Raw genomic sequence first — 16589 nt, 5'->3', positions numbered from 1 at the left:
ATGGCCAGCGGCGCTCCGGCGCCGTCTGACGTCACGCGACGCGGGATCCACTCCCGCGTCGCTTCCCAACCGCGGGTTGCCTCACCCGCCGCAGTCCTGCGCGAGGCTCGAGCATCGCCGGTTCCTGCAAATCCCAGACAAGCCGCAGCCTGCGCAGCATCAGCAACGCCCACCAGCCCGGATCGATCTGGCCCGGCTCGATCCCCAACCTGGCCGATTCGGGCCAGGCATGATGGTTGCCGTGCCACGCCTCGCCGAAGGTGATGAACGCCGCAGCGGGCAAATCGTGACCCTGCACTGCCGTTCCATCGACCTGCCATCCTTGTGGACCGCCGCGATGGGTGATGTGACCTACAAGCCAATGTCCGGTCACGCCCACGGCGACGCGAACCGGCACACCCCAGATCAGCCACGGCAAGCCGCCGACCCAAAGAAAGAGCAGGGCCCAGGGCAGCTGCTGCGCCATCCATGTCTGCTCTAGGAAACGCAGCGTCCGATCGTTGCTCAACCGCTCCTCCAGCATGAACCGGGGCGGATGCGCGAGTTCGAGCCGACAATGCATTTGCCACCATGCATCGTGCAGCAGCGTCGTGCGATGCGCGTGCAGGTCATGGCATTGCGCCTGCCGCTGCGCCCAGTCGCGCGTATCGTGCAGGCGCACCATACCGAGCGGCCCTGCCATGCCGACCAAGGTTCCAAGATAGGCAAGCAGACGCTCGAACCCGTCCGACGCCTTCAGGCTGCGGTGGATGAGCAGGCGATGCAGGCCGATCGAATGTCCCAGGCACAAGGTGATCGCCGAAGTCGTCAGCCACAGCAGGACCGCGCCAGGCGTAACGTACAACGGCGCGAGGATCAGCGCGGCAGCGGTCATGCCGATCATCCAGAGCGAGCGCGCCGGCGCCCACCGAACGGTGCCGTCGAGCGCGTTGCTGTCGGGCAGTGCAACCATGCGGACAGTGGACACGCTCGTCATAAAGGCTCCTTAGGCAATTAGGAATATGCCTAACTGTCCGGGGGGATTTGTCAATGCTTAGCTCATCGCCTAAATGCCTGGCATGCAGCGCGTCTTCGAAGCCCTATCGTCGTCTGTCCGACGGCAAATTCTGGCGTACTTAGCCCATACCGAACTCAGCGCGGGCGACATCGCCGCGCGTTTCGCCATGTCCAAGCCATCGATTTCGCAGCATCTGTCGGTGCTGGAGGCGGCAGGGCTGGTGACGAGCGAGAAGCGTGGGCAGTATGTCTTCTACGCGTTAGTGCCTGAAAGCCTCGCTAATACCCTCAACGGCTTCGTGCAGGAGGTATGCCCGGTATCGCGGCCGTTGAAGCGGGAAAGCGCCGTACTCGCGAACAAGAAGCGGCCATGATTCGTCGTCGCCTGATCGTCACCGGCCGGGTGCAGGGCGTTTTCTATCGCGCGTGGTTCGCTGGCCGGGCCCAGGCGCTGGGACTCGATGGCTGGGTGCGCAATCGCACGGATGGCAGCGTGGAGGCGGTGGTGCAGGGGCCGGGCGAGGCGATCGAGGCGATCGTCGCGCAGGCTCGGGCAGGGTCGCCCGCTTCGCATGTCACGGACGTGATGGTGCACGACGATGTGGCGCATGACGCCTTGCGCGGTTTCGAAACCCGACCGACGGTGTGACACGCACAAAAAGACGGCCCGACACCAGCAATGTCGGACCGCCAGTCTACGCCTAGGGAGCTTACCTGGCGTGTTCGTGGAGAAGCGAAGTCTTAGAGCGCGTTGCCGTCGGTCGGCGTCAGCGCATTGTCGCCGAGCGCTGTGCTGCCGTTGTCGACTGCCAGATCGCTGCCGTTCGCTTCGAATGCGTCGCTGTTGCCGAGGCTGGCATCGCCTTCCTCGTTGAGCGTCAGCGTGTCGGTGGCGGCGGCGTTGTTGCCGTTATCGGCCTTGGGGCCGCAGGCGGCGAGGCTCAGGGCGGCGAGGGCAAGCGCCGGCGCCAGGATTGCAGTCTTCATTCAGTCCTCCATGTTGGAACGCTATGGCTGCCGCTGCCGCCGCGCAGGCCGGCACCGATCAGCGAAAAGAAGGCGCGGCTGGCGGGCGCGGTGCCGGCGTCCCATTCGGGATGCCATTGCACGCCGAGCACGTCGGCGCCGCAGGGGCGGGCCGACACCGCCTCGACCAGCCCGTCGTCGGGATCGATCGCCTCCACCGCGAGACCGCCGCCGAGCCGGTCGATCCCCTGCTGGTGCACCGAATTGACCCGTACGCGGCGGGCGCCCGTCGCATCGGCGAGCCGGCCGCAGGCGCTCAGTTCGACGTCGTGGCCGTGGTGGAAGAGCGATTCGTAATCGTCATGCCCTTCGCCGCGATGATGGCGCGCGGCATCGGCAGCGGGCGCCAGCGTGCCGCCGAACAGCACGTTGATCTCCTGCAAACCGCGGCAGATGCCGAACACTGGCTTGCCCGCCTCGATCATCCGGCCGGCGAGTACGAGCGCGACCTCGTCGCGCCCCTCGTCCACCGTCTGGCCGACGGGCAGCGGCGCCGCGCCGTAGCGCCAGGGCGCAACGTGACTGCGCGAGCCGGTTAGCAGCAGCCCGTCGAGGATCGCCGACAGCGTTCCCACATCGGCGGTGTCCGGCATCGCCGGCACCAGCAGCACCGTCGCGCCGGCAAGATGGGTCAGCGGCGCGACGAAGCGGCTGGCGACGACCTGGATCGGACGATCCGCCACCTCGTTGCAGCACAGGACGCCGATCACCGGCCGGCGCGCAGGGTCGATGCGGCGCGCCATCACACCACCGCCGCAACGAGCGTGTCGCGCAGGGCGTGGGCGGCGGAGGGGGCGAGCAGGTCGGCCTCCGGCTGCACCACGACGCCGCCGGGCGGCACGTCGCCGAGCAGCCAGACGTTGCCGCCGATCGTCGCACCATCGCCGATCGTCACCGGGCCGAGGATCGTCGCGCCGGCGTAGATGACGACATCGTCGCCGATGATCGGGTGGCGGGCATAGCGTGTCCGCGGTGACCGTTGTGCCGCACCGAGCGGGCTGCGCGCGCCGAGCGTGACATGCTGGTAGAGGCGCACGCCGCTGCCGACGATCGCGGTTTCGCCGATCACGACGCCGGTGCCGTGATCGATGAAGAAGCGCTCGCCGATCGTCGCGCCGGGGTGGATGTCGATGCCGGTGCGCTCGTTGGCGAGTTCGGAGATCATGCGCGCGACGATCGGCGCGCCGAGGCCGTGCAACTGGTGCGCGATGCGATGGTGCAGGCTGGCGATCGCGCCGGGGTAGCAGACCAGGATCTCGTCGGTGCTGCCCGCGGCGGGATCGCCGAGGAACGCCGCCTCGACGTCGCTGTCGACCAACCGGCGGATATCGCCAAGCGTCCCGGCGAACAGGCGGACGATCGTCGCCGCCTGTTCGGGATCGAAAGCGGCGCGCGCCTCCGCCTGCCAATAGCCGAGCTCATGGTCGATCTCGCGCTCCAGCTCAGTGAAGGCCGCGGCAAGCTTGGCGGCGACGAAGCGGTCTTCATCGGCAGCCGTGACCCGCTGGAGCCCCAGCCGACGCGGATAGAGCGCTTCGGCGAGCAGCTCGACGATCCGCTCCACGGCACCGCGCGACGGGAAGACCGCTGCGCTGCGTGCCGGCTGCTGCCGCTCGCGCCACGCCTGTCGAGCGCCACGTAGCGCGTCGACAGCCTGACCGAGCGTCGCGCCGCCATCGGGCCTGGGTGCGGACGACGCCATGGCGGTCAGCGCCGGTCGGCCGGGTTTGCGAGAGCGAATGCGCGGGTCATGCCAGTCCTCCAGATGCATGGAAGATATCCCATCAGCTTAGTAGGAATAGAAAGAAAAGCTATCCGCCCGCCAAGACCGGCTGGCCCCCGAGCGGGGAAGCTGCTTGATTGCCGCGATGTCATTTCTCGCCCTGCTGGTCGCGCAAATGTCCTCAGCGCCCGTCCCGTCCGATGCCGCCATCGCCGCGCGGGTCGATCGAGTGCTGACGGCGATGCCGGTGATCGATGGCCACAACGACCTCGCCTGGGAATTGCGCGAGGGGCAGGGCGGCGCCGTCGAGGCGACCGACCTATCCCGCGACACCGCGACGTTGCCGCATCCGCTGCAAACCGACATCCCGCGCCTGCGCCGCGGCCATGTCGGCGCGCAATTCTGGTCGGTGTGGATCCCCGCCGACACGATCGGGCCGCGCAATGTCGAGATGACGCTGGAGGAGATCGATATCGTCCGCCGCTTCGTCGCCGCGCATCCCAGTGATCTGGCGATGGCGACGACCGCCGCCGACGTGCGGCGGATCGAGAAGAGCGGCCGGATCGCTTCGCTGATCGGGGTCGAGGGCGGCCACCAGATCGACGGGCGCCTGTCGGTGCTGCGCCAGTACAAGGCGCTGGGAGTCGGCTATATGACGCTGACCCACGGCAAGAGCTTGGAGTGGGCGGACAGCTCCACCGACGCGCCGCGCGCCGGCGGCCTCAACGCATTCGGACGGCAGGTGGTGGCCGAGATGAACCGCATCGGCATGATCGTCGACGTCAGCCATGTCGCCGACACGACCATGCGCGATGCGCTGGCGGTGTCGGTGGCGCCGGTGATCGCCTCGCATTCCGGCGCGCGGGCGGTGACGGTTGCGCCGCGCAACATCCCCGACGACCTGCTCGGCGCGATCGGCGCCAAGGGGGGCGTGGTGATGGTCAACGTCTATCCCGCGTTCGTGTCGGACGCATGGCGCGCCTGGGATGTGGCGCGCACCGCCTACGCCAGGTCCGTCGGCGTGCCGGCCAACGTCTATGGCGGACGCGCGCCGGCACCGCTGGTCGCATGGGATGCGGCACATTCCGAACCAGTGGTCGGGGTGAAGGACGTGGCGGACCACGTCGACCATATCGCGAGGGTGGCGGGGCACGACCATGTCGGGCTGGGCGGCGATTACGACGGGATCAACGGCACCGCGCCGCGGGGCATGACCGGCGTCGATGGCTATCCGGCGCTGTTCGCCGAACTGGTGCGGCGCGGCTGGAGCGATGCCGACATGGCGAAGCTGGCCGGTGGCAACATCCTGCGGGTAATGGAGGCGGTGGAGGCGGTATCGCGGCGGCTGGCAGGCCAGCCGCCGGTGGACGCGACCGCGCGCTAGGCCTCGACCGGCGCGGCGTCCGCTCCTTCCGGCAGGGGCAAGGGCGGAATGCGGGCGAGCAGCAGGCCGATGACGAGAGCGATGCCGCCGAGGATCGCGCAGAACGCCGCGACGCCGGGCCAGCCGGCGTGCGTCCAGGCGAAGCCGCCCGCCGAGCCGAGCACGCTCGATCCCATGTAATAGAAGAACAGGTAGAGCGCCGCGCCTTGACCGCGGTTGCCGAGCGCGCGGCGGCCGACCCAGGCGCTGGCGATCGAATGCGCACCGAAGAAGCCGACCGTCACCAGCGCGATGCCCAGGATGACCATCACGAGCGGCTGTGCGGCGGTGGCAGCGACGCCGGCGATCAGCAGTACGATCGGCAGCCAGAAGACGCGCCGCCGCCCGACCCGGCCTGCGAAGGACCCGAACAGCGCCGAACTGGCCGAACCGAGGATGTAGAGCAGGAACACCGCGCCGACCGCCGTCTGGCTAAGGCCATAGGGCGGGGCGAGCAGGCGGAAGCCTGCGTAATTATAGATGGTGACGAACACGCCCATCAGCAGGAACGCTTCGGCATACAGCAGGGGCAGTGCCGCGTCGCGGAGCAAGGCCGCAGCGCCGTGGAGCGGATTGGCGCCGACGCCGGGCGTGAAGCCGCGCGACGGCGGCGCGAGGCGGCGGAAGGCTTCGGCCATCGCCACCCCGGCAAGGCCGACGCAGCCCAGCGCCCAGCGCCAGCCGCCGACATCGGCGACCATACTGGCGATCAGCCGCCCGCCCATGCCGCCGATCGCGCTGCCGGCGATATAGAGGCCCATGGCGGCACCGACCGAGGCGGCATCCACTTCCTCCGCGACATAGGCCATCGCCACCGCAGGCACGCCGGCAAGCGCGATGCCGGTAAGCAGGCGCAGCACGAGCAGCATATGCCACCCCGGCACGGCCGCCGCGGCGAGCGTCAGCGTACCCGCGGCGAACATCGCCCAGACCATCAGCGGCCGCCGTCCGAGCCGGTCGGACAGGATGCCGGCGAACAGGATGCCGATCGCCAGCGGGCCGGTGGCGAGCGACACCGCCAGCGATGCCCCCTCCGCCGTGAGGCCGTAATCATGGGCGAACAGCGGCAGCAGCGGCTGCACGGCATAGAGCAGCGAGAAGGTCGAAAAGCCCGCGAACAGCATCGCCAGCGTCAACCGGCGATAGGCGGGTGTCCCCTGCCGCAGGGCGGCGTCAGCGGGCATGGCGCCGCCCGCAGGCGATCAGCACCGCCGCACCGGCAAGCGCGGAGGCAATCGATCCCGCCAGCACGCCCAGCTTCACCTGTTCGAGCCGGGCCGGGTCGGCAAAGGCCAGGCCGCCGATGAACAGGCTCATCGTGAAGCCGATCCCCGCGACAAGCGCCATGCCATAGAGCTGGCCCCAGGCGACCCCTTCCGGGCGGCGCGCGATGCCCAGCCGGTCCGCGCCCCAGATCGCGCCGAAAATCCCCGCCTGCTTGCCGAGGAACAGGCCAAGCGCGACGCCCAGGACCAGCGGTTCGGCAAAGGTGGCGAGCGAAGTGCCCGCCAACGAGACGCCGGCATTGGCGAAACCGAACAGCGGCACGATGGCGAAGGCGACCCAGGGATGCAGCGCATGTTCCAGCCGGTGGAGCGGCGAATGCGCGTCGTCGGGTGCGCCCGGCGACGGCCGGATCGGGATCAACGCCGCTGTGACGACGCCGGCGATCGTCGCATGCACGCCCGATTGTAGCACGAACAGCCACAGCGCCGCGCCGGTCAGCAGATAGGGCCACAGGCGCATCACGCCGCGACGGTTCAGCACGTACAGCACGACGACCGCGAGCGCAGCCCCGGCGAGTGCGGCGACGCGGATCGATTCGGTATAGGCGATGGCGATGATCGCGACCGCGCCCATGTCGTCGACGATGGCGACGGTGGTGAGCAGCAGCTTCAGTGCGGGCGGCACGCGACTGCCGAGCAGGGCGAGCACGCCGATCGCAAAGGCGATGTCGGTCGCGGCGGGGATCGCCCAGCCGGGCTGCAGCGCCGGTTCCGCCCCGGCAACCGCCAGAAAGACGAGTGCGGGCGCCGCCATGCCCGCCGCGGCGGCGATGAAGGGCAGGCGGCGGCGATCCGCGCTCGCCAGCCGACTGTCGACGAACTCGCGCTTGATCTCCAGCCCGACGAGCAGGAAGAACAGCGCCATCAGCCCGTCGTTGATCCACAGGTGCAGCGTCATCGGCCCCAGCGCGGGGGCCAGGATGGGGCCGGTGCGCAGGTGCAGCAGGGCTTCGTAGCCATGCGCCGTCGCCGGCCAGTTGGCGACGATGATCGCGATCAGCGCGGCGGCGATCAGCACGATGCCGCCGGCCGCCTCGCTGTGGAGGAAGTCGCGCAATGCGCTGTGCTGGCCGCGTCTGGTCATCGGCTCGTGCGTAGCGGTTCGCGCGCGTGCGACAAGCCGAAGCCGCCGCGCTCCACCGCCAGCGACACCGCCCAGATCGCGAACCCGCCGAGCGCCAGGCCGCAGCCGACGATACCGGTGGATGTCCAGCCGAGCCCGCCTGCGATGGCGAGGCCGCCCAGCCAGGGACCGAGCGCATTGGCGGTGTTGAACGCCGAATGGTTGAGCGCGGCGGCGAGCGCCTGGGCATCGCCGGCGACGTCCATCAGCCGCGTCTGGAGGATGGTGCCGAGTGCGCCGCCGAGGCCGATGGCGAACACGTCCAGCGTCATCGTCGCGACATGCCCGGCAGCAAGCGGATAGAGCGCCAGCGCCGCCGCCGACCACAGCAGCAGCACGCCCGCGGTCGGCATCAGCGCGCGGTCGGCGAAGCGCGGCACGACGAGGTTGCCGATCGTCATCCCCAGTCCGAACACCGCGAGCATCGCTGGCACCATGCGGGGGGAAAGGCCGGTGACGTCGGTCAGGGTCGCGGCGAGATAGGTGTAGACAGCGAACATGCCGCCGAAGCCGATCGCGCCGGTGGCGAGCGTCAGCCACACCTGCTTGCGCCGCAACGCGCCCAGCTCGCGCAATGGACTGGCATCGCGATCCGGCGCGTCGACGGGCGCGAGCAAGGCGACCAGCGTGGCGGTGGTCAGCGCCAGCACCGCCACCAGCGCGAACACCCAGCGCCAATTGGCGACCTGTCCCAGCAGCGTCGCGAACGGTACGCCGACGATCGTCGCGACGGTCAGCCCGAGCATCACGCGGCCGACGGCTTGCGTGCGTTTGCCCTCCGGCACCAGCGAGGCGGCGACCAGCGAGGCGATACCGAAATAGGCGCCATGCGGCAGGCCGGCGAGGAAGCGAAAGGCGAGCATCCAGCCATAGGAGGGGGCCAGCGCCGACAGCGTGTTGCCGATCGCGAACAAGGCCATCAGCACGATCAGCAGCGTGCGCCGCGCCATCTTGGCGGACAGCACCGCGATCGTCGGTGCGCCGACCACCACGCCCAGCGCATAGGCGCTGATGACATGCCCCGCGGTCGGCGCATCGACGCCGAGCCCGCGCGCCAGGTCGGGCTCCAGGCTCATGGCGGCGAATTCGGTGGTGCCGATCGCGAACCCGCCCACCGCCAGCGCGAGATGGACGAGGCCGGGATGCGCCTCGGCGGTCTGTCGTAATGTCATGATGAATGCCCTAACCGGCCTTGCTGCATTGCAGCAAGATCAATGGTTCGGGCAAGGGGGAGTTCCCGATGTTCTCCCCCTTGGTCGGGGAGGCGTTAAGCCGCCTTTTCCAGGGCCTCGGCGATCAATCGGCGGCTGTTGTCCACGCCATATAGCGCGATGAAGCTTCCCATGCGCGGGCCTTGCTCGGACCCGAGCAGCGTCTCGTACAGCGCCTTGAACCAGTCGCGCAGTGACTCGAATCCGGCGGTTTTGCCGATCTCGTAGACCACGTTCTGGATATCCTCCGCACTCGCCTCCCCGGGCAACGCAGCGAGGTCGGCGTCCAGGCGGCGCAGCGCCTCCACCTCGACACCCTCCGGCGCCCGGCGCTTCAGCGTCGGCGCGACGAAATCGCGCGCATAGGCCAGCGCATAGCCGATCAGCCGGTCGAGTTCGGGGTCGCGCTCCGCATTCGCCTCGGGCACGTAGTTGCGCAGGTAACCCCACACCTGCTCCTTGCTCGCTTCCCCCATCACGCCGACGAGGTTGAGCAACAGGCCGAACGTGACCGGCAGCGTCGCCGTCGGCACCTTGCCGTCGTGGATGTGGTGGACGGGATTGCCGAGCCGCTGCGCCACTTCCTGCGTCGGGTAGTTGCCGCGGAACTGCCAGTAATCGTCGACCGCGCGCGGGATGACGCCGAAATGCAGCGCCTTCGCCTTCTTGGGCTCGCGATAGGCGAAGAAGGCGAGGCTTTCCTCGGGGCCATAGGTCAGCCACTGGTCAAGGCTGAGGCCGTTGCCCTTGGACTTGGAGATCTTCTCGCCCTTTTCGTCGAGGAACATCTCGTAGTTGAAGCCCTCCGGCGGTCGGCCGCCGAGCACGCGCGCGATCTTCGAGCTTTGCGTCACCGAATCGATCAGGTCCTTGCCCGCCATCTCGTAATCGACGCCGAGCGCGACCCAGCGCATCGCCCAGTCGACCTTCCACTGCAGCTTGGACTGGCCGCCAAGCGCGGACTGGACGATCCGTTCGCCGCTCGCGTCGGTGAAGGCGATCGTGCCCGCCTCCGCATCGACCACCTCGACCGGCACCTGTAGCACGACGCCGCTGACCGGGCTGACCGGCAGCACCGGGGAGTAGGTCTCGCGCCGCTCCGCCCGCAGCGTCGGCAGCATCACGTCCAGGATGCCCTGATAGTGGCGCAGCACGCCCTTGATCGCATCGTCGAACCGGCCGCCCTCGTAATAGTCGGTGGAGGAGGCAAACTCGTAGTCGAAGCCGAAGCGATCAAGGAATTGCCGCAGCATGGCGTTGTTGTGCGCGGCGAAACTGTCGAACTTGCCAAACGGATCGGGGATGCGGGTCAGCGGCTTGCCCAGGTGTTCGCGCAGCATGTCGCCGTTGGGAACATTATCCGGCACCTTGCGCAGGCCATCCATGTCGTCGCTGAACGCGATTAGCCGCGTCGGCTGGTCCGACAGCGCGTGGAAGGCGTTGCGCACCATCGTCGTGCGCAGCACTTCGTTGAACGTGCCGATATGCGGCAGGCCCGATGGGCCGTAACCGGTTTCGAACAGGATCGGCGCACCGCCGGGCTTGCCGTCCGGATAGCGCTTGAGCAGCTTGCGCGCCTCCTCATAGGGCCAGGCCTTGGATTCGAGGGCGGCGGAGCGCAGGTCGGTGTCAGTCATAGCGCCGCGCATCTGCCGCTTTGGGGCGCGAAGCGCAAATGCTATGGTGGTGCCATGAACATGCTGGCGCCCGGCGAACTGCAGCCGTTCAAGCTGCGCATCGAGGACTACGAACTGCTCGGGGAGGCAGGTGCGTTCGCGATGCAGCGCGTCGAGCTGATCGAGGGGGTCATCGTCACCGTGAATTCCGAGCACGTGCCGCATGGCCGTTTGAAGAACGAGTTGATGTTCCGGTTAAGGCTGGCGCTGCGCGGCATCGCCTCGCCCCTCGATGCCTATGTCGAGGCAAGCCTGTCGTTTCCTCCGCACAATATGCCCGACGCCGATGTCCTCGTTGCGCGGCCGGATGTGCAGGGCCGCTACTGGGAAGCGGCGGACATCGCGATCGTGATCGAGGTGGCGGCGTCATCGTTGCGCACCGACCTGACGGTCAAGAAGCAGCTATATGCCGAACACGGCATTCCGGAATATTGGGTTGCCGATGTGAGCCGGCGTGAAGTCCACCAGTTCTGGACGCCCCGCGACGGGGACTATGCCGACGCGCGGATCGTGCCGCTCGCGGGCGATATCCGCAGCATCACGCTGCCCGACCTGATGGTGAACGGCGCCGGCATCCTCTGATTCCGCCTCTGGCGTTTGCGATTCGTTCCGCGGTATGGGCCTTGGCGTGATCCCTTATCCCGCCCTCCACGCCAGCCACGGCGGCATCTGGATCGCCGATGCCGAGGGCACGCGGCCGATCGGACGGGGCGAGGCGATCCGGATCGCCGCGGATACGCCGGTGATCCTGCTCAATGCGCCCTTGGTGGGCCAGCGGCTGGGGTATCCGGAGCTGTCCGGGCTCGACCTGCTCGAACTGTTCGCCTTCCTGCATCCTGCCCGCTTTGCGGTGCCGACGCCCCGCGGGCTGGCGCGCGCCGTCGACCTGTCGCCGCCCGAGGCGGACGAGGATGTCGCCGCCTTCCTGCGTGAGGCGACGGCGGCGTTGCTTGCGGTGCCGGAGGGCGAGTGGCGCGAGCGCGAAGGCGCCTGGACGGCGGCGCAGTCGCTCACCCGGCTGCGCTGGCCCTGGGCGCCGGCGATCGCGCCGTTGCTCGCCAAGCCCAAGGTCAACGAACGCTGGTTGTTCGCCACGCTGCCCGAATGGGAGGAGCATGCCGCCCGCCCGGCGCCGCTGACCGTCGCGATCCCGCCCGCCGACGCCGAGGCGCGGCTCGCCGACCTCACCGGCCATGGCGCCGAGGAGCGGCTCGGGCAGCGCGCCTTCGCCGCCGCGGCGACCGATGCCTTTGCGCCGCGGGCGATGCGCGACGCCCCCAACCTCGTGCTCGCCGAGGCGGGGACGGGGATCGGCAAGACGCTGGGCTATCTCGCCCCGGCCTCGCTCTGGGCGGAGCGGGCGGGCGGTGCGGTGTGGATCAGCACCTACACCAAGGCGCTGCAACGCCAACTGTCCAAGGAAACCGAGCGGCTTTTCCCCGATCCTGCGGTGCGCCGGCACAAGGTGGTGACGCGCAAGGGCCGCGAGAATTACCTGTGCCTCCTCAACCTGGAGGATGCGCTGCAGGGCGGCTTTGCCGGCCGCGCCGCGATCCTGGCGCAGCTGGTCGCGCGCTGGGCGGCGTATAGCGCCGATGGCGACATGGTCGGTGGCGATCTGCCCGGCTGGCTGCCCACCCTGTTCCGCCGCAATGGTCCTGCGGCGTTGACCGATCGCCGCGGCGAGTGCGTCTATGCGGGCTGCCCGCATTACCGGAAATGCTTCATCGAACGCGCGGCGCGGGCGAGCGCGGAAGCGGACGTCGTGATCGCCAACCATGCCCTGGTGATGGTCAATGCGGCGCGCGGGCGGGAAACGTCGACGCGGCCGACGCGCTATGTCTTCGACGAAGGTCATCACCTGTTCGAAGCAGCCGATTCGATGTTCTCCACCGCGCTGACCGGGCAGGAGACGATCGAGCTCAGGCGCTGGATCCTCGGCCCGGAAAGCGGCGGTCGTGGCCGGCGTCGCGGGCTTCAGGCGCGGTTGTCGGACGTCGCCAGCTATGACGAACAGGGCGGCATCGCGATCCAGGATGCGGTGGCGGCGGCGCGCCACCTCGCCGGCGACGGCTGGCTGGGGCGGATCGCGGAAGGCGCGCCGTTCGGGCCGGTCGAGCATCTGCTCGCCGCCGTTCGCGGCCTCACCTATGCGCGCGCCGAGCAGCCGGGCGACGCCGGCTATGGCCTGGAAACCGAACTGGCCGAGCCGACGCCCGAATTGATCGAGGCGGCGGCGCCCGCCGCCGCAGCGCTCGATGCGCTGGTGCGGCCGCTCGTCACGCTCGGGCGGCGGCTGGAAGCGGTGCTGGCCGAGGCGCCCGACTGGATGGATGCCCCGGCACGGGCGCGGGTGGAAGGCGCGATCGCCTCGATCGGCTGGCGGGCGGAGACGGTGGCGGCGTGGCTGGCGCTGCTCGCCCGGATCGGCGGCCCGGTCGATCCGGCGCATGTCGACTGGCTGGCGGTCGATCGGGTGGAGGGGCGCGAATATGACATCGGCCTGCACCGCCACTGGCTCGATCCGACCAAGCCCTTCGCCGAGATCGTGCTGAAGCCTTCGCATGGCGCGCTCGTCACCTCGGCGACGCTGACCGGCGGTGGCGACTGGGACACGGCGGAGGCGCGGGTCGGCGCGCCGCATCTCGCCCGCGCGCCGTCGCGGTTCGAGGCGCGCAGTCCCTTCGCCTATCCCGATCTCGCCGAGGTGCTGATCGTCACCGACGTCAAGCGTGGCGACCTGCCCGCGCTCGCCAACGCCTATGCGCGGCTGATCGTCGCCGCGGGCGGTGGCACGCTCGGGCTGTTCACGGCGATCCGGCGACTGCGCGGCGTGCACGGCCGCATCGCGGATCGGCTGGCGCGCGAGGGGCTGCCGCTGCACGCGCAGCACGTCGATCCGATCGACACGGGCACGCTGGTCGATATCTTCCGCGACGATCCCGCCGCCTCGCTGCTCGGCACCGACGCGCTGCGCGATGGCGTCGACGTGCCGGGCCGGTCGCTGCGGCTGGTGGTGATGGAGGGTGTGCCCTGGCCGAAACCGAGCGTGCTGCACGCCGCGCGACGGCTCGCAGGCGGCGGATCGGCCTATGACGACCGCATCGTGCGGGCGCGGCTGGCGCAGGCGTTCGGCCGGCTGATCCGTCGTGCCGACGATCGCGGGGCGTTCGTGATGCTGTCGGCGGCGATGCCGTCGCGATTGCTTGCCGCCTTTCCGCCGGGCGTCGGCATCGCACGAGTGACGCTGGACGAGGCGGTGGCGCGGGTGCGTGCGCGGCTTTCCTTGTCCGACCATTTCGGGCATGAGGCGGCTCCCGCGATGCACCACGGAGAGGCCGGTTGAAGACGCTGACGCTGCTGCGCCACGCCAAGTCCGGCTGGGACGATCCCGTATCCCGCGATTTCGATCGTCCGCTCAATGCCAAGGGTAGGCGCGCCGCGCAGACGGTCGGGCGGCATATGCGCGATCTCGACCTCGCCTTCGACCATGTGGTCGCGTCACCGGCGATCCGCGTCGGCGAGACGCTGGATGCGATCGAGGCGGGCTACGGCCGCAAGCTCGGCCCGGTATGGGAACGGCGCATCTATCTCGCCTCGGCGGCGACGCTGCTCGACGTGGTGCACGAACTCCCCGACACGGCGGGACGCGTGCTGATGGTCGGGCATAATCCCGGCCTTGAGGACCTGGTGCTGATGCTGGTGCCGGAAGGCGTCGGCGACCTGCGCCTGCTGGTCGAGCAGAAATATCCGACCGCCACGCTGGCCGAAATGACGCTGGATGCCGAACGCTGGAACACCGTGGCGGCGGGTGGCGCGTCGCTGACCCGGTACGTGCGCCCGCGTGACCTCGACCCGGCGCTGGGACCGGACGAGGAATAGGACCTTCGGCTCGCTGCTGTGCCCGAGCGCATGTAGTCTTCCACACCGCCACGGCGCAACCGCTTGGACCCGAAACGGCCGTGACGGGTTAAGTGCTTGGCGAAGTGGGGCCAAGGGGGAAAGACGTGATCGACAAGCGGCGGCTCGAATCGGGCGGGCTGATCCTGTTTCTGGTGCTGATTTCGGTCGCGCTGCTGCTGGTCGTGTCGTCCTTCATCGGCGCGCTGCTGTGGAGCGTGCTGGCGGCGATCCTGTTCCAGTCGCTGTTCCGCTGGCTGCTCGCCCGATGGCCTGGGCGGCGCAATCTCGCCGCGGCGGCGACGTTGCTCATCATCCTCGTCGCCGTGATCCTGCCGGCGCTTGCCATCACCGGCATGGTCGTCGATCAGTCCGCGGGCGTCTATGCCAAGGTGCAGAGCGGCCAGATCGATTTCGCTCGCTATTTCGATCAGGTCCACGACGCGTTGCCCGATTGGGTCCGGCACCCGCTCGATCGTGCCGGCCTCGGCAGTTTCGACCTTGCGCAGGCGCGCATCGCGCAGGGGCTGCGCAGCAGCTTCCAGTCGATCGCGGCGCAGGCGCTGTCGATCGGGCGCAATGCCGCCGCCTTCCTGCTGGCGTTCGGCGTCGGACTCTACGTCACCTTCTTCCTGTTGCGCGACGGCGAGCGCCTGGCGCCGGCGGTGCGCGACGCGCTGCCGCTGGAGCGCAGCGTCGCCGACCGCCTGCTCGGCAAGTTCGTGTCGGTGGTCCGTGCGACGATCAAGGGTTCGGTGGTGGTCGCGCTGGTTCAGGGTGCGCTGGGGGCGATCACGTTCTGGATCGTCGGCGTGCCGGCGGCCCTGCTGTGGGGCCTGCTGATGGCATTGGTCGCATTGCTGCCGGCGGTCGGGCCGGCGATCGTCTGGGTGCCGGTCGCCATCTATCTGCTCGCCACCGGCGCGGTATGGCAGGGGGTGGTCGTCATCGTCTCCGGCGTCGCGGTGATCGGCCTTGCCGACAATATCCTCCGGCCGATCCTGGTCGGGCGCGACACCGGGATTCCCGACTGGCTGGTGCTGGTGACGACGCTGGGCGGGATCGAGGTCGCCGGATTGAGCGGCATCGTCGTCGGTCCGCTGGTCGCCGCATTGTTCATCGCCGGCTGGCAGATCCTGACCGAGGAGCGCCAGGGGCGACGGGTGGACGGCGACCCGGATGCCGCGGCTAACGCCCCTCCAGCAGCGACTTGAGGTTCTGCAAGGCGCCGAGCGGGCGGTGCTCGTCGTCGCCGACGACGCCTGCCTCGCGCAGCGTCGCCTCGGCGTCGGGACTGCGCGGGAACGGATCGAGCGCCAGCGCCATCGTCTCGGCGGCGGCTTCGCCGAGGTCGATCACGCCGCCTTCGATCTCCACCGTGTCGAGCGCGCCCGCATCGAGCTCCACCTCTTCCTGGCCCTCAAGCGTCTCGACGAACAGCAACGCGACCGGTTCGTCTATGCTCGCGGGCAGCGGCACGGCGGTGACCGAGCAGGCCTGCACCACCGCGCCCGTCACCCGGCCGCGCACGGCGATCCCCGCCGCCTCGCGCCGGACGCCGAGCACCGCCTCCAGCCGGTCGACGGACAGGACGCCGAACCGGGCAGCCAGCGCCGTGCGCTCGGCCGGATCGGCGGCGATCCGCACCTCGCGCTCGCGTTCGCCGATGGCATCGAGGCGCTCGGGGCGGCTGAATTCGGGGGTCACGGCAGGTCTCCTGCGGTCAGTCGGTCGAGCGGCACGGCGCCCAGCGCGGCGTGCAGGGCGGTGAGCGCGCCGGCGACATGGTCGAGCGCTGCGGGCGCAGGGCCTGCGCCGCGATAGAGGTTGCGGACCAGCGCCGGGCGCAGGTCGCCCGCCGTCAGCCCGTCGCGATAGGCGCCGAGCCGGCCGCCCAGCATGCTCATCATCTTGCCGATATGCTTGCCGACGGTGATGTCGCCGATGCCCATCTGGCGCAGCTGCCCGTCCATGTCGTCGACGAACCGTTCGGTGAGGTGCGCGGACAGGCGCGCCGCCTCCGGCTGCGTTTCGAGGCGCAGCAGCACCATCGCCAGCACCGCGGCGATCATGTCGAAGCGGCCGTCGACGGTATCCGGCACCGCGCCGGCGAGGTACCAATGTTCCTCGCGACCCCGCGTCACCACCGCATTGTAGAGCGGCAAGGCCTCTTCACGCGTCTCGCCGAACAACCGTCCCCACCAGCCCACTTGCACGTCCCCATT

The 16589-nt window shown here is 69.5% G+C and carries 17 protein-coding genes; 7 read left to right on the top strand and 10 right to left on the bottom strand.

The window, feature by feature from the left end:
* Positions 1 to 31 precede the first annotated feature (31 nt).
* Positions 32 to 976 carry an acyl-CoA desaturase gene (locus ACTZQ5_RS02245; protein WP_443583525.1) on the bottom strand — a complete coding sequence of 315 codons (945 nt, stop codon included), beginning with the start codon at positions 974 to 976 and terminating at the stop codon, positions 32 to 34.
* A gap of 82 nt (positions 977 to 1058) precedes the next feature.
* Here ACTZQ5_RS02245 and ACTZQ5_RS02240 point away from each other — a divergent pair, with 82 nt between their 5' ends.
* Positions 1059 to 1370 carry a metalloregulator ArsR/SmtB family transcription factor gene (locus tag ACTZQ5_RS02240; RefSeq protein WP_443583524.1) on the top strand — a complete coding sequence of 104 codons (312 nt, stop codon included), beginning with the start codon at positions 1059 to 1061 and terminating at the stop codon, positions 1368 to 1370.
* Positions 1367 to 1645: an acylphosphatase gene (locus ACTZQ5_RS02235; RefSeq protein WP_443583523.1), complete on the top strand. Its 279-nt coding sequence runs from the start codon at positions 1367 to 1369 to the stop codon at positions 1643 to 1645. The genes ACTZQ5_RS02240 and ACTZQ5_RS02235 overlap by 4 nt, the downstream gene beginning before the upstream one ends.
* Before the next feature lie 92 nt (positions 1646 to 1737).
* Here the strand turns inward: ACTZQ5_RS02235 and ACTZQ5_RS02230 are convergent, their stop codons facing one another.
* Genes ACTZQ5_RS02230 through epsC form a run of 3 tightly spaced genes read right to left on the bottom strand, consistent with a single transcriptional unit; the run spans position 1738 to position 3724 of the window.
* Complete coding sequence (locus ACTZQ5_RS02230) at positions 1738 to 1983, bottom strand: hypothetical protein (protein WP_443583522.1); 246 nt, start codon at positions 1981 to 1983, stop codon at positions 1738 to 1740.
* Entirely contained in the window at positions 1980 to 2765 is a 786-nt protein-coding gene (locus ACTZQ5_RS02225) for a gamma-glutamyl-gamma-aminobutyrate hydrolase family protein (RefSeq protein ID WP_443583521.1), read from the bottom strand. Before ACTZQ5_RS02225 ends, ACTZQ5_RS02230 begins: the two co-directional genes overlap by 4 nt.
* Positions 2765 to 3724 carry a serine O-acetyltransferase EpsC gene (gene epsC / locus ACTZQ5_RS02220; protein WP_443583520.1) on the bottom strand — a complete coding sequence of 320 codons (960 nt, stop codon included), beginning with the start codon at positions 3722 to 3724 and terminating at the stop codon, positions 2765 to 2767. Before epsC ends, ACTZQ5_RS02225 begins: the two co-directional genes overlap by 1 nt.
* A gap of 166 nt (positions 3725 to 3890) precedes the next feature.
* Here epsC and ACTZQ5_RS02215 point away from each other — a divergent pair, with 166 nt between their 5' ends.
* Positions 3891 to 5129 (top strand): dipeptidase, encoded by a 1239-nt coding sequence (locus ACTZQ5_RS02215; protein ID WP_443583519.1) that lies wholly within the window; start codon positions 3891 to 3893, stop codon positions 5127 to 5129.
* Here the strand turns inward: ACTZQ5_RS02215 and ACTZQ5_RS02210 are convergent.
* The 4 genes from ACTZQ5_RS02210 to ACTZQ5_RS02195 form a co-directional block, all read right to left on the bottom strand.
* On the bottom strand, positions 5126 to 6352 hold the full coding sequence (locus tag ACTZQ5_RS02210) for an MFS transporter (protein WP_443583518.1): 1227 nt from the start codon (positions 6350 to 6352) through the stop codon (positions 5126 to 5128). The two genes, ACTZQ5_RS02215 and ACTZQ5_RS02210, sit on opposite strands and share 4 nt — an antisense overlap.
* On the bottom strand, positions 6342 to 7538 hold the full coding sequence (gene nhaA, locus ACTZQ5_RS02205) for a Na+/H+ antiporter NhaA (protein WP_443583517.1): 1197 nt from the start codon (positions 7536 to 7538) through the stop codon (positions 6342 to 6344). The genes ACTZQ5_RS02210 and nhaA overlap by 11 nt, the downstream gene beginning before the upstream one ends.
* Positions 7535 to 8749, bottom strand: a complete 1215-nt coding sequence (locus ACTZQ5_RS02200; protein ID WP_443583516.1) for an MFS transporter — start codon at positions 8747 to 8749, stop codon at positions 7535 to 7537. Before ACTZQ5_RS02200 ends, nhaA begins: the two co-directional genes overlap by 4 nt.
* A gap of 95 nt (positions 8750 to 8844) precedes the next feature.
* On the bottom strand, positions 8845 to 10425 hold the full coding sequence (locus ACTZQ5_RS02195) for a lysine--tRNA ligase (protein WP_443583515.1): 1581 nt from the start codon (positions 10423 to 10425) through the stop codon (positions 8845 to 8847).
* Between the two features lie 54 nt (positions 10426 to 10479).
* Here ACTZQ5_RS02195 and ACTZQ5_RS02190 point away from each other — a divergent pair, with 54 nt between their 5' ends.
* From ACTZQ5_RS02190 to ACTZQ5_RS02175, 4 genes are all read left to right on the top strand, one after another.
* Positions 10480 to 11046, top strand: coding sequence for a Uma2 family endonuclease (locus ACTZQ5_RS02190; protein ID WP_443583514.1), 567 nt, complete (start codon positions 10480 to 10482; stop codon positions 11044 to 11046).
* Between the two features lie 46 nt (positions 11047 to 11092).
* Positions 11093 to 13810: an ATP-dependent DNA helicase gene (locus tag ACTZQ5_RS02185; RefSeq protein WP_443583513.1), complete on the top strand. Its 2718-nt coding sequence runs from the start codon at positions 11093 to 11095 to the stop codon at positions 13808 to 13810.
* The gene (locus ACTZQ5_RS02180; protein WP_443583512.1) at positions 13807 to 14346 is read left to right on the top strand and encodes a SixA phosphatase family protein; all 540 of its coding nucleotides are present in this window, start codon (positions 13807 to 13809) and stop codon (positions 14344 to 14346) included. Before ACTZQ5_RS02185 ends, ACTZQ5_RS02180 begins: the two co-directional genes overlap by 4 nt.
* Positions 14347 to 14471: 125 nt before the next feature.
* Positions 14472 to 15578 (top strand): AI-2E family transporter, encoded by a 1107-nt coding sequence (locus ACTZQ5_RS02175; protein WP_443583511.1) that lies wholly within the window; start codon positions 14472 to 14474, stop codon positions 15576 to 15578.
* Here the strand turns inward: ACTZQ5_RS02175 and ACTZQ5_RS02170 are convergent.
* Positions 15553 to 16071 (bottom strand): DUF177 domain-containing protein, encoded by a 519-nt coding sequence (locus ACTZQ5_RS02170; protein WP_443583510.1) that lies wholly within the window; start codon positions 16069 to 16071, stop codon positions 15553 to 15555. The genes ACTZQ5_RS02175 and ACTZQ5_RS02170 overlap by 26 nt on opposite strands.
* Positions 16068 to 16580 carry a ubiquinol-cytochrome C chaperone family protein gene (locus ACTZQ5_RS02165; RefSeq protein ID WP_443583509.1) on the bottom strand — a complete coding sequence of 171 codons (513 nt, stop codon included), beginning with the start codon at positions 16578 to 16580 and terminating at the stop codon, positions 16068 to 16070. Before ACTZQ5_RS02165 ends, ACTZQ5_RS02170 begins: the two co-directional genes overlap by 4 nt.
* Positions 16581 to 16589: the final 9 nt, after the last annotated feature.

It is taken from the genome of Sphingomonas cellulosilytica, assembly GCF_052321755.1.
Taxonomy (GTDB): domain Bacteria; phylum Pseudomonadota; class Alphaproteobacteria; order Sphingomonadales; family Sphingomonadaceae; genus Sphingomonas.
The sequence above is the reverse complement of the archived record's forward strand: the minus strand, read 5'-3'. Positions and strand labels throughout refer to the sequence as shown.